Here is a 13,830-nt window from a genome sequence, read left to right as displayed (position 1 = left end):
GTCAAAAGGGCGTCTGAACCCTTGCGCCGAAGCGTTGGGCACGCCATCTGTCGGCACGATGTTCAACGACCTCTCCTCCCCGCTCGCCCTGCTCCAGACCCGCCGCTCCGGCAAGCCGCGCGACCTGATCGCGCCCGGTCCGGACGACGCGCAACTGCGCCAGATATTGGAGGTGGCGCTGCGCACCCCTGATCATGGCAAGCTGGCGCCATGGCGCTTCGTGATCGTGCCGCAGGACAAGCGCGCCGCGCTGGCCGAATTGCTGGAAACCGCCTATCGCGCGGAAAAGCCGGACGCCGGACGGCTGGAGATTGAGGCAATGCACCAGTTCGCGCATCAGGCGCCGACCTTGGTGGTGGCCCTGTCCACCCCGGTCGCGGGCAGCAAGATACCGGTCTGGGAACAGGAATTGTCGGCCGGCGCGGCCATCATGAACCTGCTCCACGCCACGCACGCACTGGGCTTTGCCGGCGGCTGGCTGACCGGCTGGCCCAGCTTCAACGACGATGTCCGCGACGCCTTCGGCAAGGACGGTGAAAAAATCGCCGGCTTCGTGTTCATCGGCACATCCGGCAAGCCGCAGGAAGAACGGCCCCGGCCAGAATATGACGCCATCGTATCGACCTGGGACAGATAATTATAACCGCAAAGCATTGCCGAACAACCTCTGCGGATTGACCCGCATGGCTGTATTATGGCACTGATGCACTATGGCCGACGAATCCAAACCCGTCTATCTCCGCCTGCGTGAGATCATTGCCGCCTCCATCCTCGATGGAGACTATGCCGATGGCGAGTTGTTGCCATCGGTGCGCGCCTTCGCCGCCGCGCAGGGCGCCAATCCGCTGACCGTGGCCAAGGCCTATCAGAGCTTTCAGGACGATGGCCTGGTCGTGGTGAAGCGCGGCGTCGGCATGTTCGTAGCCGATGGGGCAACCCGCCGCCTGCGCGAAGCCGAACGCGAACGCTTCCTCGACAGCGTGTGGCCGCCGGTCGCGGCGCAGATCCGGCGGCTTGGCCTGCGGATCGACGATCTGGATCTGGCGAAGGCGTAATCAGCCCACATCCGTTCGTCCCGAGCCTGTCGAAGGGCGCTAGCCCTAAAGTCCCGCCAGCGCGTCCAGCGCATCCTTCCGACCGCTAAAGCCCCGCGCCGCAGCCGCGCGGTTCAACGCCTGCTTCGCCTCGCCCTTGCGCCCCGCCGCCGCATAAGCCTGCCCCAGATGCAGTTGCAGCGCAGGCGCACCCGGCGCCAGCGCCACCGCCTTTTCCAGCAGATCGACGGCGGCTGATCCTTTTTCGCCGGTACGCAGCAACACCCAGCCGAACATGTCCGCCATCACCGGATTGCCGGGCATCAACCGATAGCCATGCGCGGCATAGGCGCGCGCGGCACTACCATCGCCATCCTCCATCGCCGCACGGGCCATATCGGCCATCAGCACCGCGTCATTATCGCCAATCTGCGCACGCACAGCCTGCAACATCCGCCGCGCGCTCCGCCAGTCCTGCGCCTGCATCGCCATGTCGGCGGCCAGCCGCTGCGCCTCTACATCATTGGGATTCTGATTGAGGAACAATTGCATCACCTGCCGCGCATGGGCCGGATTGCCGATGCGGGTCCAAATAGCGGCCAGCCGCAGCGCCGCCGCCCGATCGAACCGGATATTGGCGGCCGCCTCATAGGCGCGCGCTGCGTCTTGCGGTTGATCCGCCGCGCCCAGCGTGTCGCCCAGGATCAGCCAGGCATCGGGCGCACCGGGATTGGCTCGACTGAGCAACCGCGCCCGCGCCAGCGCATCGCCATTACGGCCCGTGCTGAGCAGCGCACGGATATAGGGAATATTGTCGCGCGCCGTCGCGCTGCTGGCCGGTCCCGAACCGGACGCCAGCCCATTATCCGACGCACTGGCAAAAGCATCGCTCGAAGCCCGCACCGGCCAATTGGCCCGCGCCAGCATGTCGTCCGCCATCGCCCGGTTGCCCAGCGCCTCCTGCACCCGCGCGCCAAGCGTCAACACATAAGGATCGGCATCCCGCTGCGCCACTATGGGTGCCAATGTCGTCGCGGCCGACGCGAAATCATCATTATCATAGAGCGCCCGCGCCAGCAGCGTGCGCGCTGAGCGGTTGTCCGGCTGGGCCGCGACCAGCGGCGCCAGTGCCTCGGCGGCCAGCACCGGATTGCCGTCCTGTAATTGCAGCACGCCGCGCAGCAAGTGGGTCGCCGGCTCGTCATCCAGCCGCCCCTTGGTCCGTTCCAGCAGCTTCCGGGCCAGATCGCCCTGCCCCGCCCGCGCCGCCATCACCGCCTGCATCATCCACGCCCGCGGATTGGACGGATCGAGCGCCAGCAGACGGCGGGTCAGCCCCAGCATCCGGCTCGCCTGTCCGGCATCGGCCAGTGTGGCTGCATATTGTTCGAGTGTGGTAACGGAATCGGGATTGGCCGCCAGCGCCCGCTCGAACCAGGGGAGCGATGCCGTCAGCCCATATTGCGCACGGGTCAGTTCCCCCCGCAAAGTCAGCGCCTTCGCGTCATTGGGTGCCAGCGCCACAGCCCGGTCCGCCGCCGCAATCGCGCCAGCCTGTTCCCCTGCCACCATCTGCAACCGGCCCAGTTCCACCCAATTGGCGGGGTCACCGGGCGCGCTCGCCAAAGCCCGTTGCAATGCCACGCGCGCGCCTTGCAGGTCGCCCTGCGCCAGAGCCACCTGGGCAATCACACGCTCCGCGGCGACGCGTGCTTCCGGGGGCAGATCGGCGGCGCGGGCTTCACGCAGCGCCCCGTCCATATCGCCCTGCAACAACAAAGCCTGCGCCATGACAGCGTGCGTCGTCGCCGCTGCCCCACCCAGCGCTCTTGCCCGATCGACGGCGGTCTGCGCGCCCGCCCCGTCGCCCAGATCGACCAAGGCCTGCGCCTGCGCCGCATGGGCCGCCGCCGACCTCGGATCGCGCTTGATCGCGTTCATCAGTTCGACCCGCGCCGTGCGTGCGTCCCCCTTGTCCAGCGCCGCCAGACCGCGCGTCAATGCCGCGCTGCCGTCCTTTTCATGCGCGCGCCATTGCAGCAGCCCGGCGCCACCCAGCGCCAGCAACGCCACCCCGACGATCAGGGCCAGACGGGACCGTCGCATCGGCGTCAGCCCTGCATCTGATATTGTTTGAGCAGATCGTACAGCGTCGGCCGGCTGATCCCCAGCATCTTGGCCGCCCCGGAAATATTGCCATCGGTCCGGGCAATAGCACGGCGAATGGCACGACGATCAGCCATTTCCCGCGCCGCCTTCAGATTGACGACATCGCCGCCATCCGCGCGCTCATCGTCCAGATCCAGGTCAGCGGCGGTGATCAGCTTGCCATCCGCCATGATGACCGCGCGCTTCATCCGGTTCTCCAGTTCGCGCACATTCCCCGGCCATCCCCAGGCGTCGAGCGCCGCCAGCGCATCGGGCGCGAGTCCCTTCACCTGCGGGTTCATGTCGCGGGCAAAGCGCGTGAGGAAATGCCGTGCCAGCAGCGCAGGATCGCCGGGCCGGTCCTTGAGCGCCGGAATACGCACCACGATTTCGGCGAGGCGATAGTAAAGATCCTCGCGGAAACTACCGGCCTCGATCATCTGCTCCAGATTCTGGTGCGTGGCGCACACGATCCGCGTGTCGACGGCGATGGGCTGGCGCCCGCCGATCCGCTCGATCACCCGCTCCTGAAGGAAGCGCAGCAACTTGACCTGCAAGGCCAGCGGAATGTCGCCCACCTCGTCCAGGAACAGGGTGCCGCCCTGCGCCTGCTCGATCTTGCCCGGCGTGGTCTTGATCGCGCCGGTAAATGCGCCCTTCTCATGGCCGAACAGTTCGGATTCAAGCAACGTTTCGGGGATCGCCGCACAGTTGATCGCAACGAAAGCCCCGCCGCGCCGCGGGCTGGCATCATGCAGCCCCTGCGCCAGCAACTCCTTGCCCGTCCCGCTCGCACCCAGCAGCAGCACGGACACCTGCGCGCCCGCAACCCGTTCGATCGTGCGGGCGACCTTCATCATTTCCGGCGCACCGGATATGATCCGACCCAGCACCCGGCTGTCCTCCGGCGCGGTTTCGGCCAGCCGCGCATTTTCCCGCTCCAGCGCATGGACATGGAAGGCGCGGCGAACGATCAGGCCCAGTTCGTCGATATCGACCGGCTTCTGGTAGAAGTCATAAGCCCCACCGGAAATCGCATCCAGCGCGCTTTCCCGCGCGCCATGGCCGGACGCCACGATGATCTTGGTGTCCGGCTTGATCTTCAGCATCTCCGCCAGCGTGGCAAAGCCTTCGCTGGTGCCATCGGGATCGGGCGGCAGGCCCAGGTCGAGCGTGACCACGTCAGGCGCTTCCGCGCGCAACATCTCGATCGCTTCCTGCCGGTCACCGGCGATGAACAGCTGATAATCCTCATAGGCCCAGCGCAACTGGCGCTGAAGGCCCGGATCATCTTCCACGATCAGCAATTTGGGGCGGGTGTCGCTCATCAGGCGGCCTTCTCTCGTGTATCGCTATGGGGCGCCAGCGGCAGGCGCAATGTGAAGCGGCTGCCGGCACCGGGCTTGCTTTCCACCTCGATCCGCCCGCCCATGGCCTGCGCCAGCGTGCGGGCCTCGAACGCGCCCAGGCCAAAGCCTGCGGCCTTGCTGGACGAAAAGGGCTTGAACAGGTCGCGGCGGATATATTCCGCGCTCATGCCCTTGCCCCGATCAATGATGGCAACCACCGCCTCGCCGGCTTCCGCGGACAGGCGCAGGTCGACAGGGCTGTCCGCTGCGCTGGCATCGATGGCATTTTGCAGCAAATGGGTGACGATCTGCTCCACTCGCGCCGGGTCGGCCAGCACCAGCGGCGCGTCACCGCTGACATGCACCGGATGCTGCCGCGCGCGCGTGCGGGCGACCTGCTGCAACAGGTCGATCAGTGCCATCGGACGCGGCTCTTCCGCCCGCCCCTTGTTATGCTGCGACAGGCGGGCCAGCATGTCGTTCATCTTGCCCACCGATTCCTTGAGCGTCAGCACCATGTCGGCGCGAAATTCGGGATTGTCGGCGTGCCGCTCCGCGTTGCGCGACAGCAGCGACAACTGGCTCACCAGATTCTTGACGTCGTGAATGATGAAGGCGAAGCGGCGGTTGAACTCCTCGAACCGCTGGGCGTCGTCCAGCGCCTGTTGCCCCTGCGCCTCGCTGATATGCGTCGCGGCCTGCCGCCCGGCGGCGCGCAGCATGTCGAAATCCTCCCAGTCCAGCCGCCGGTCGATCGGTGGCGGCGCCAGCAGCAACGCACCGATCATCCGGCCATAATGGATCAGCGGCACCAGCGCCCAGAAGCGCCGCTCCTGCGTCATCCACTCGGGCAGGTCGAGCGCCCCATCGCCGCTCTTCAGTCGCCCCAGATCGACGATCCAGCCGCTCTGCTCCAGTTGCGCGACGATGGCAGGCGCCACCGTGCCCACGTCGGACAGGTCGCCGCTCCAGTTCCACTGCGTCTCAAACGCCAGCCCGCCTTGCTCGTCGCGCAACAACAGCAGCGCGCCCGGTGAATCGGTGATATCGGCCATCGCCTTCGCCACCCGCTGGCCGAGCGGCGCGGCATCCTCGCCCGGACGGCCGATCGTGTCGCCAAAGCGCATCCATTCGGTGCGATAGTCGTAGCGATGCTGGAAGAAATGCTTGGCGACCTGCACCTTCCACAGCGCCCGCAGTTGCGGCGAGGGCAGCAGCACCAATGCGGTGACGGCGGTGAAGAAGACGGCGGCAATCTCCACCACCCGCGCATAGGGACCGGCGATCAGTTCGATCAGCACGGCCGCAGCAGTCAGCACCGCGACATACAGGCCGACCGCAACGATCGATAGCGACTGAAAGGTGATGGCCCGCGACAATTGCAGCCGTCCCGCCATCCCCTTGCGCATACCAACCGCAATGACCGGCGCAACCAGCCCCATCAACAAGCCGCGCAGCGCATACAGCTCATTCACCCGATGCGGCGCAAACCAGCAAATGGCGTAGAGGTTGAGGTCATAGGTCCACATCGCCGCCAGTGACCCCAGCAGCAACGACACCCCGCCCCGCGCCCGCGAAGGCCAGGCAGTATAGAGATGATGGACCAGCAACAGGCTGCCGATGGCCGTCATCATGCGCAGGATCAGCGAGCAGGTGACGAGCGCGTGGTGCAGATCGCTGGCCGGCGACAATTGCCGCCAGGTCAGGTCGGTGAAGGTCTGGAGCAGGATGAGGCCCGAAACCGCCGCATAGACGGCGCTGACTGCCATGGTCGGCCCGGCCCGGCCCACCGGCCCGCGCCGCAGCATGACATACATGGCCAGCAGCCAGGCCGCGTTACGGATGCTCTCGCCGACGCCGGACAGCGGCTTCGACACACCGCCGAAGGAGACGTAGAGCGCCCAGCAGGAGGTCAGCAGCAGCGCAGCAGCCAGCAGGCGCGGCTCGGGCGCCTCATCGCGGCGACGGAGCAGGAATATGCCGAGCGCCGCAAAGAGCACCGCAGCCAGTGCATGGCCCCAGTCACCGACAAATTGAAGAAGCGCGCCCATCGTCCGCTAACGCCTCAGCGCGCGCCGTCGGGCCAGAGGACGACCCGCACGGTCTGGATCAGGATCAGCAGATCCAGGAAAGGCGTGTAATTCTTGGCGTAATAAAGGTCATATTCCAGCTTGTGCCGGGCATCCTCGATCGACGCGCCATAGGGATAGTTGATCTGCGCCCAGCCGGTGATGCCGGGCTTCACCATATGGCGCTCTGCATAATAGCGCAGATGCTGTTCCAGATCCTCGACGAACTGGCGCCGTTCGGGGCGCGGGCCGACGAAACTCATCTCGCCCTTCAGCACCGTCCAGGTCTGCGGCAACTCGTCGATGCGCAGCTTGCGCAGCCAATAGCCCAGGCGCGTGATGCGCGGATCGTCCTTTTCGGCCCAAACTGCCTGACCATTGACCTCCGCGTCCAGCCGCATGGTGCGCAGCTTCACGATCCAGAATTCCTGGCCGAACAGGCCGACGCGCTGCTGGCGGTAGAAAGCCGGGCCTTTGCTGTCCATCTTCACCAGCAAGGCAGCGAGCAGGATGATCGGACCGGTCAGCGCCAATAGGATCGAACTGGCAATGACGTCGAACAAGCGCTTGGCGATGCTCGACAGGCGCCGGCCGGCGGAAAAGCCGTCGGAGAAGATCAGCCAGCTGGGATTGACGCTGGCCAGATCGACGCGCCCCGTCTCGCGCTCCAGAAAGCTCGACAGGTCGTTGACGTGAACGCCGGTCGTCTTGATCCGCAGCAGGTCGGACATCGGAATCGCATTGCGCCGTTCTTCCAGTGCCAGCACGACTTCGCTGGCATTCAGCCGAACGACGAAGTCGGACAGGTTGAACACGGCATCGCGATTGATCGCTTCGGGAATCACCTGCGGCCCGTCATTCATGGCAATGAAGCCGACGACCAGAAAACCGGCGCCGCGCTTCTGTTCCAGTTCCTTGATCCGGTTGGCGCGATTGCCGGCCCCCAGCACCACCAGCCGCCGCTTGAACGCCTCCCCGCCCAGCATCGAGCCGAGCAGCAAACGCACCGTCACCAGCAGGCCCATGGCCAGCCCCATGGCGTAGAGCGAATTGGAGCGCCACAGCGTCATGCCGGGCAACAGAAAATAGAGAACCGACAGGAAGATCACACCCAGCGACACGGCAACCAGCAGCCGCGCAAAGGCGAAGCGGATCGACTGCAACGCTTCGGTACCATAGACGCCTACCGCAATCATGCCGGTCTGAATCGCGATCGCAAAGCTGAGCAACGGTCCCAGCCGGGTCGCCACATGATCGACATCCATGCCGATCTGGCGCGCGCGCAATATCCATCCCCCCTCGGCAGCGCAGAGTAATAGCGCGAAATCGAGCAGTCCCAGCAGCAGCACCGCATGCGGCACATAATGTTTGAACAGCCTTATCATTGTCGCGCATATCCTGCTGGCCGCCGGGCTGGCGCGCCTTCCGGGGAGCCGGATTTTTCTTACAGCGCCTGTAAGATAATCCGACAGTGGAAGCACCCTGCCCGACAATGGCAAAGAAATGCTGAATCCGCAGGCAACTGTTTACAGGGTCGCCGCGCGACGTTGCACAAAGGCTGTCCGGGCAGTCCCCTATTGTGATAAAAAGATAGCGGTGGCCCCTCCGCCGATCGGGCGGGTCAGCAGAAACTCAATGGTCGTTGCGCAACGTATCGGCAGCATTACGGGCCGCCTCGCCCACGACCTTCGCTGCATCATCGACTGATCCGGCGGCTTGCGTCACCTTGTCGGCCTGACGGTCGCCGCGTCGTTCATTGGTCATATAGAAAAAGGCGATGGCGAGGATTAGCGCAATCGCCACCAGTGCAAAAACGACGCCGCTTCCCCGCGATCGCTGAACGACCGAGACATGCGGCGAAACCGGTGATTGTTGTCCGTCCCGGCCGGAGGGTGCGTCACCCATGGATTCTCTCCTTCATGCCCGGACAACGGACAAGGAGAGTGGAACGTTCCGGTCAATCATCCTCTTTGGCAGGGCCCGACGCGCGGCCGCGGCTGAGGCGATCGACATCGTCCATGATCTCGTCCAGCACGGCCGTCTCGGTGGTTTCCTGCGTACGACGGGACGGCAGGTCGCCGCTCTCCAATATCTGCTCCAAAGCAGCCCGTCCGCGCGCCACCCGGCTCTTGATCGTACCGACCGCCACGCCGCAAATTTCGGCGGCTTCCTCATAGGCGAAGCCGCCCGCGCCGACCAGAATCAACGCCTCGCGCTGCGGCTGGGGCAACTGGAGCAAGGCACGCTGCATATCGGACAGTTCGACATGCTTGTCCTGTCCGGCCGGCGCGGCAAGGATGCGATCCGCCGTCAGGTCGTCCCAGTCGCCACGAAAGCGCGATCGGCGCATCTGCGAGAGATAATGGTTGCGCAGGATGATGAAGGTCCAGGCCCGCATGTTGGTTCCGGCCTGAAAGCGGTTACGCGCCGCCCATGCCTTCAACAGGGTTTCCTGTACCAGATCGTCGGCCACATCGCGGTTGCCTGACAGCGAACGTCCAAAGGCACGAAGATGCGGAATGACAGCAGCCAGTTCGCGCTTGAAATCTGAATCGGACAGCGTCGCGCGCTCCTCGATCCCGCTGATTTCGCCGCCGCCGATTTCGCCAACGCCCTCATCCATGGGAACAACCCCCGTGCCGGATTCCGTATCCGTCGCATGAACCGACGTCGTCAAAGCCATAAGTGCATCCGTACCCTAAACCGATCACTGCCAAGAACCAATTTTCCGTTCTGCCGCTTATCGCCAGATTACCAGCAGCATGGCGAGGACCGCCAGCGCCAGCGAGATGGCGAGTACGTAGCGCACCACATGAGGCGTGGCGCCTGCGCGCGCGTCATCGGTTGCGATATGTCTTTCCTGTTCGGCCATGACACGTCTCCCGATCGTTACGCATCATTAACGCAGCGGTCCGATCGGGGTTCCGTGACTTTCTGACCCGGCGTGTCAGGCGGGCGCCGTTGCCTCGTCGAAAAACAGCGCTTGGGAAATGGCAGCCTTCACCGTCGCCCGCTGGAATGGCTTGGTGATCAGGAAAGTCGGCTCGGGCCGCTCGCCTGTCAGCAGCCGCTCAGGGAAGGCCGTAATGAAGATCACCGGCACGGAAAATTCCGCCAGAATATCCTTCACCGCGTCGATACCGCTACTGTCATCGGCCAGCTGGATGTCCGCCAGCACCAGCCCCGGCCGGTCGGCCAGCGCCTCGCGCACCGCATCTTCGCGGGTCACGGCAATGGCCGTGACATCATGACCCAGATCACGGACGATCGTCTCGATATCCATCGCGATGATCGGCTCATCCTCGATGATGAGTACCTTGGCGCGTGTCTGCGCCTCGATCTCGCCCAATGCTTCCTCGACCAGCGCCTCGACATCGCTGCTGTCCATGTCGATCAGATAGGACACATCATCGACGGTAAAACCCTCCAGCGCGGTAAGCAGCAGCGCCTGGCGCGGCAGCGGCGTCAGCCGCGCCAGCCGCGCCTGGGCGATTGCCTCACGACCATTGCCGGCAGAAAGAGGCAAATCCTCCAGATGCGAGGATGACCAGATCGCCTGGAATGTCTTGTAGAGTCCAAGGCGCGGATCGACGTCACTGGGGAATTCCTCCGGCGCCGCGACGATCGCTTCCAGCGCGGCACGGACATAGGCGTCACCATGATTCTGGCTGCCGGTCAGCGCGCGGGCATAGCGCCGCAGGAACGGAAGATGGGGGTGCAGTTGCTGTCCAAGCGACATCGTAAAGTCTTCTCCCTGCCCTCTCGGGCATCATTGTCCCGAAGCATGGGAACGCCGCGAAGGATGGAATGTCCCTGTCATTATGACAACCCCCCGCCTGCCCCATCGCCGCGCAGACTTGTGCAGCGTAAAAAATGCTTCGGATGACGGAACCATCGACAAACGAATTTGTTTCGCAACCATATGGTTTTTTCGACGATATCGTGATTTTCCCATGGATTGCACGGTTGAGCGAATTGACGTCATGACGGAAACCCGCGAAACGGGCGAGCCGGCATGGCGGAAATTGCTGCAGAGGGGCTGATTTTGGTTTCTTCAACGACGGAGCGGGGCGTGGCCGATGACGACAAGAGTGCCGACGCCGCGACCGGTAAAGACAAAGTGAAGGGCTCCGCCGCCCAGCGCAAGCGCCAACCCGCTGATAGCAAGGAAGATGGCAACGTCTCCCATGCGTTGCGGACCGTCTATCAGCGCGCCGTAGAAGAGGATATTCCCTCTGAAATGCTGGACCTGTTAAGCAAGCTGGACTGAGACATTTATGATAGGGGGCAGCCTTCCTCCGGCAGCCCGCTCGATAATCGAGCCCCTGCTGCATTTTTTCCGGTCAACCGGGGTCAAGATGTTCCTCATCCTAACCCTTGCATTGCTGCCGCTCGGGTTGATCGCACTAGTCGCCTCGTTGCAGGCGATCCGCACCGCTGATCTGGAAAAGGAAGCATTGCTGCGCGTCGCCGTGACCCAGAGCGCGCGCAAGCTGACGGCTGATCTACAATCGGACCGCACCGCGCTCGAACTCACCGTCAACGCGATCGCCAACGGCGCTGCTGACAAGGGCATGTGTCGGCGCCTGGCCTTTTTCCTGACTTCGCACGATGCCGAAGGCGGTCATTTCTACATTTACGACCGCGCCGGCCATATCCTATGTCATTCTACCCAGCCGGAACCTGCGGGCATCACCGCCGCAAACCGTTTCGATCGACCGATCGCCCAGTTGCTGCCGACGCATCTGGTCAGCCGGGTCCGCAGCCACAACGGCCAGATGGTCGCCCTGTCATATTATTCACGCGCCCATCTGGAAAGCGTCGCCGATCCCGCAACCGCGCTGCAAAATCGGCAACTCACCCTGCGTCAGGGCAAAAGCCAACTGGTCGTCAGCCGGCCGGGCGGCGGCATCAGCGGCCACAGCAGCAGCCTGTCCGCCAGGCTGGACCCGCCCGATATCCTGTTGACCATGACCGTGCGCGAACCGCCCGCGACGCTGGCCCGGATGCTGTCGCTATTCCTGCCGCTCGTCATGTGGTTCGCGGCCGCCGCCATCGGCTGGTTCGTGGTCAACCGGCTACTGATCCGCCCGCTGGTACTGCTGCGCCGTGCGGTCGCCGCCTACCAGCCCGGCGAAGTGCTGGAACCGCTGCAACGCATTCGCACGCCTGCGCAGGAAATCGTTGCGCTGGGCGAAACATTCCATGAGATCAGCAAGGATGTCGCCACTCATGAAGCGGAAATGGCCGAAGGGCTGGAAACCCAGCGCAAATTGACGCGGGAAGTGCACCATCGCGTCAAGAACAACCTTCAGATCATTGCCAGCCTCATCAACCTGCATGCCCGGTCCGCTCACAATATCGAAGCGTCGGAAGCCTATGCGTCGATCCAGCGCCGGGTCGACGCGCTGTCGGTGGTCCATCGCAACCATTTCGCAGAGCTGGAGGAAAATCGCGGCGTCGGCGTTCGTCCGCTCATCAGCGAATTGTCGGCCAGCCTGCGCGGTACCGCCCCCTCTTCCGCGCGCCGCTTCGCCATCCAGATCGACTGCGACAATCTCCACATCAGCCAGGATGTGGCGGTGCCCATCGCCTTTCTGCTAACCGAACTGGTCGAAATGGCGATGATGCTCGCCCCTCAGGCGACGATGCGCATTTCCGTGCAACTGGAACCGGGCCGCGAGGATCGAGCCCTGTTGACCGTGCGATCCTCGGGTCTGAAGACATCGGAGGACATGGCCAGCTATCTGGACGAGCGTTACGGTCGCGTCCTTACCGGCCTGTCACGCCAGTTGCGCGCGCCGTTGGACCATGACGGTGAAGCCGGCAGCTATGCCATCGCCATCACCGTCATCCCATAGACCAGCTCAAACCTTCCGATAATCGCGCCGGAAATCAGCTGTGAAATGAGCCAGTGTGCCGGCAGCGATATTGTCACGCAGGCCCTGCATCAGTTCCTGATAGAAATGAATGTTGTGCTGGGTCATCAGCATCGCGCCCAGCATTTCGCCTGCCTTCACCAGATGGTGCAGATAGGCCCGGCTCCAGGTCGCGCATACCGGGCAGCCACAGCGCGGATCGAGCGGCCCCTGATCCTCGTTGAACTTCGCATTGCGGATATTGAGCGGCCCGGCCCAGGTGAAGGCCTGCCCATTGCGGCCCGACCGGGTCGGCAGCACGCAATCGAACATGTCGATCCCGCGCTCCACCGCGCCCACGATGTCATCCGGCTTGCCTACGCCCATCAGGTAGCGCGGCTTGTCCTGCGGCAGCATGTCGGGCGCGAAGTCGAGCGTGGCGAACATCGCCTCCTGCCCCTCGCCCACCGCAAGGCCACCCACGGCATAGCCATCGAAACCGACCTCGATCAGCTTTTCGGCGGAGATGCGGCGCAATCCTTCATCCAGCGATCCCTGCTGGATGCCGAACAGCGCGGCGCGCTCGGCATGTTCGCCGCCCGTATCGAATCCATCGCGCGAGCGCTTCGCCCAACGCATGGAGCGCTCCATCGACTTTGCCGCTTCGTCATGGGTGCAGCCATTCTTGGTACATTCGTCGAACGCCATGACGATATCGCTATCGAGCAGCCGCTGGATTTCCATCGAGCGTTCCGGTGTCAGCATATGCTTTGACCCGTCGATATGGCTGGAGAAGGCAACGCCCTCCTCGCTCATCTTAGTCAGCGCGCTCAGGCTCATCACCTGATAGCCGCCACTGTCGGTCAGGATCGGCCGGTCCCAGCCCATGAACCCATGCAGCCCGCCCAGCCGCGCCATGCGCTCTGCGCCGGGGCGCAGCATCAGATGATAGGTATTGCCCAATATGATGTCGGCGCCGGTCGCGCGGACTTCGGCAGGGCGCATTGCCTTGACGGTGGCGGCTGTGCCGACCGGCATGAAGGCAGGCGTGCGGATTTCGCCGCGGCGCATCTGGATCGCGCCGGTACGGGCCTTGCCGTCGGTGGCGCTGATAGAGAAAGAAAAACGGGGCTTGGTCATCGCCGCGCTCTAATGGCGAACCCGCACTGGTTCAAGGACCAGCCGACTCAGCCGGCTTTGCGTACCCCCTCGAACAGCGCCATCGCATCGATATGGAACCCCTCGACCCGACGATAAGGGCCGATGAAGCGAAGGCAGTCGGCCGACAGTCGCAACGGCCAGGGATCGCCCTGCTCGTCATGCAGGGCCAAGGTGACGCTGGGACTGTTTCGCCGTGACTCGTTCATGGCCC

The 13,830-nt window shown here is 64.1% G+C and carries 14 protein-coding genes; 4 read left to right on the top strand and 10 right to left on the bottom strand.

What is annotated here, in order from left to right; all coding sequences use genetic code 11:
• Window positions 1-58: 58 nt before the first annotated feature.
• Both RQH62_RS18020 and RQH62_RS18015 read left to right on the top strand, forming a co-directional pair.
• On the top strand, window positions 59-637 hold the full coding sequence (locus RQH62_RS18020) for a nitroreductase (RefSeq protein ID WP_311270135.1): 579 nt from the start codon (window positions 59-61) through the stop codon (window positions 635-637).
• A gap of 73 nt (window positions 638-710) precedes the next feature.
• A complete protein-coding gene (locus tag RQH62_RS18015) occupies window positions 711-1,055 on the top strand; it encodes a GntR family transcriptional regulator (protein WP_311270104.1) in 345 nt (114 codons plus the stop codon).
• A gap of 45 nt (window positions 1,056-1,100) precedes the next feature.
• Here RQH62_RS18015 and RQH62_RS18010 read toward each other — a convergent pair whose 3' ends face one another.
• From RQH62_RS18010 to RQH62_RS17975, 8 genes are all read right to left on the bottom strand, one after another.
• Window positions 1,101-3,140, bottom strand: a complete 2,040-nt coding sequence (locus RQH62_RS18010; protein ID WP_311270103.1) for a tetratricopeptide repeat protein — start codon at window positions 3,138-3,140, stop codon at window positions 1,101-1,103.
• 5 nt (window positions 3,141-3,145) lie between these two features.
• Window positions 3,146-4,510, bottom strand: coding sequence for a PEP-CTERM-box response regulator transcription factor (gene prsR, locus RQH62_RS18005; RefSeq protein WP_311270102.1), 1,365 nt, complete (start codon window positions 4,508-4,510; stop codon window positions 3,146-3,148).
• Window positions 4,510-6,582 (bottom strand): XrtA/PEP-CTERM system histidine kinase PrsK, encoded by a 2,073-nt coding sequence (gene prsK / locus RQH62_RS18000; protein WP_311270101.1) that lies wholly within the window; start codon window positions 6,580-6,582, stop codon window positions 4,510-4,512. The genes prsR and prsK overlap by 1 nt, the downstream gene beginning before the upstream one ends.
• Before the next feature lie 14 nt (window positions 6,583-6,596).
• Complete coding sequence (locus RQH62_RS17995; protein ID WP_311270100.1) at window positions 6,597-7,985, bottom strand: TIGR03013 family XrtA/PEP-CTERM system glycosyltransferase; 1,389 nt, start codon at window positions 7,983-7,985, stop codon at window positions 6,597-6,599.
• Between the two features lie 247 nt (window positions 7,986-8,232).
• Window positions 8,233-8,505 carry a hypothetical protein gene (locus RQH62_RS17990; RefSeq protein WP_311270099.1) on the bottom strand — a complete coding sequence of 91 codons (273 nt, stop codon included), beginning with the start codon at window positions 8,503-8,505 and terminating at the stop codon, window positions 8,233-8,235.
• A 52-nt stretch (window positions 8,506-8,557) separates the two neighbouring features.
• Window positions 8,558-9,223 (bottom strand): sigma-70 family RNA polymerase sigma factor, encoded by a 666-nt coding sequence (locus RQH62_RS17985; RefSeq protein WP_311270098.1) that lies wholly within the window; start codon window positions 9,221-9,223, stop codon window positions 8,558-8,560.
• A 117-nt stretch (window positions 9,224-9,340) separates the two neighbouring features.
• Window positions 9,341-9,472: a hypothetical protein gene (locus RQH62_RS17980; protein ID WP_056688108.1), complete on the bottom strand. Its 132-nt coding sequence runs from the start codon at window positions 9,470-9,472 to the stop codon at window positions 9,341-9,343.
• Between the two features lie 75 nt (window positions 9,473-9,547).
• The gene (locus RQH62_RS17975; protein WP_311270097.1) at window positions 9,548-10,339 is read right to left on the bottom strand and encodes a response regulator; all 792 of its coding nucleotides are present in this window, start codon (window positions 10,337-10,339) and stop codon (window positions 9,548-9,550) included.
• Window positions 10,340-10,615: 276 nt separating this feature from the next.
• Here RQH62_RS17975 and RQH62_RS17970 point away from each other — a divergent pair, with 276 nt between their 5' ends.
• Together RQH62_RS17970 and RQH62_RS17965 are read left to right on the top strand one after the other, a co-directional pair.
• Window positions 10,616-10,870, top strand: a complete 255-nt coding sequence (locus RQH62_RS17970; RefSeq protein ID WP_311270096.1) for a NepR family anti-sigma factor — start codon at window positions 10,616-10,618, stop codon at window positions 10,868-10,870.
• Between the two features lie 88 nt (window positions 10,871-10,958).
• The gene (locus RQH62_RS17965) at window positions 10,959-12,461 is read left to right on the top strand and encodes a sensor histidine kinase (RefSeq protein WP_311270095.1); all 1,503 of its coding nucleotides are present in this window, start codon (window positions 10,959-10,961) and stop codon (window positions 12,459-12,461) included.
• 6 nt (window positions 12,462-12,467) lie between these two features.
• Here RQH62_RS17965 and tgt read toward each other — a convergent pair whose 3' ends face one another.
• On the bottom strand, window positions 12,468-13,598 hold the full coding sequence (gene tgt / locus RQH62_RS17960; protein WP_311270094.1) for a tRNA guanosine(34) transglycosylase Tgt: 1,131 nt from the start codon (window positions 13,596-13,598) through the stop codon (window positions 12,468-12,470).
• Between the two features lie 47 nt (window positions 13,599-13,645).
• A complete protein-coding gene (locus tag RQH62_RS17955; protein ID WP_311270093.1) occupies window positions 13,646-13,825 on the bottom strand; it encodes a hypothetical protein in 180 nt (59 codons plus the stop codon).
• Window positions 13,826-13,830 lie beyond the last annotated feature (5 nt).

Origin of the sequence: Sphingobium sp. WCS2017Hpa-17, from assembly GCF_031843765.1 — a bacterium.
Taxonomy (GTDB): Bacteria; Pseudomonadota; Alphaproteobacteria; order Sphingomonadales; family Sphingomonadaceae; genus Sphingobium.
The sequence above is the reverse complement of the archived record's forward strand: the minus strand, read 5'-3'. Positions and strand labels throughout refer to the sequence as shown.

Coding starts and splice junctions, on each gene's coding strand:
- RQH62_RS18015 (WP_311270104.1), top strand. CDS start 711: ATGGCCGACGAATCCAAACCCGTCTATCTCCGCCTGCGTGAGATCATT.
- RQH62_RS17975 (WP_311270097.1), bottom strand. CDS start 10,339: ATGTCGCTTGGACAGCAACTGCACCCCCATCTTCCGTTCCTGCGGCGC.
- RQH62_RS17990 (WP_311270099.1), bottom strand. CDS start 8,505: ATGGGTGACGCACCCTCCGGCCGGGACGGACAACAATCACCGGTTTCG.
- RQH62_RS17980 (WP_056688108.1), bottom strand. CDS start 9,472: ATGGCCGAACAGGAAAGACATATCGCAACCGATGACGCGCGCGCAGGC.
- prsK (WP_311270101.1), bottom strand. CDS start 6,582: ATGGGCGCGCTTCTTCAATTTGTCGGTGACTGGGGCCATGCACTGGCT.
- tgt (WP_311270094.1), bottom strand. CDS start 13,598: ATGACCAAGCCCCGTTTTTCTTTCTCTATCAGCGCCACCGACGGCAAG.
- RQH62_RS17970 (WP_311270096.1), top strand. CDS start 10,616: ATGGCGGAAATTGCTGCAGAGGGGCTGATTTTGGTTTCTTCAACGACG.
- RQH62_RS18010 (WP_311270103.1), bottom strand. CDS start 3,140: ATGCGACGGTCCCGTCTGGCCCTGATCGTCGGGGTGGCGTTGCTGGCG.
- RQH62_RS17965 (WP_311270095.1), top strand. CDS start 10,959: ATGTTCCTCATCCTAACCCTTGCATTGCTGCCGCTCGGGTTGATCGCA.
- RQH62_RS17985 (WP_311270098.1), bottom strand. CDS start 9,223: ATGGATGAGGGCGTTGGCGAAATCGGCGGCGGCGAAATCAGCGGGATC.
- RQH62_RS17995 (WP_311270100.1), bottom strand. CDS start 7,985: ATGATAAGGCTGTTCAAACATTATGTGCCGCATGCGGTGCTGCTGCTG.
- RQH62_RS18020 (WP_311270135.1), top strand. CDS start 59: ATGTTCAACGACCTCTCCTCCCCGCTCGCCCTGCTCCAGACCCGCCGC.
- prsR (WP_311270102.1), bottom strand. CDS start 4,510: ATGAGCGACACCCGCCCCAAATTGCTGATCGTGGAAGATGATCCGGGC.
- RQH62_RS17955 (WP_311270093.1), bottom strand. CDS start 13,825: ATGAACGAGTCACGGCGAAACAGTCCCAGCGTCACCTTGGCCCTGCAT.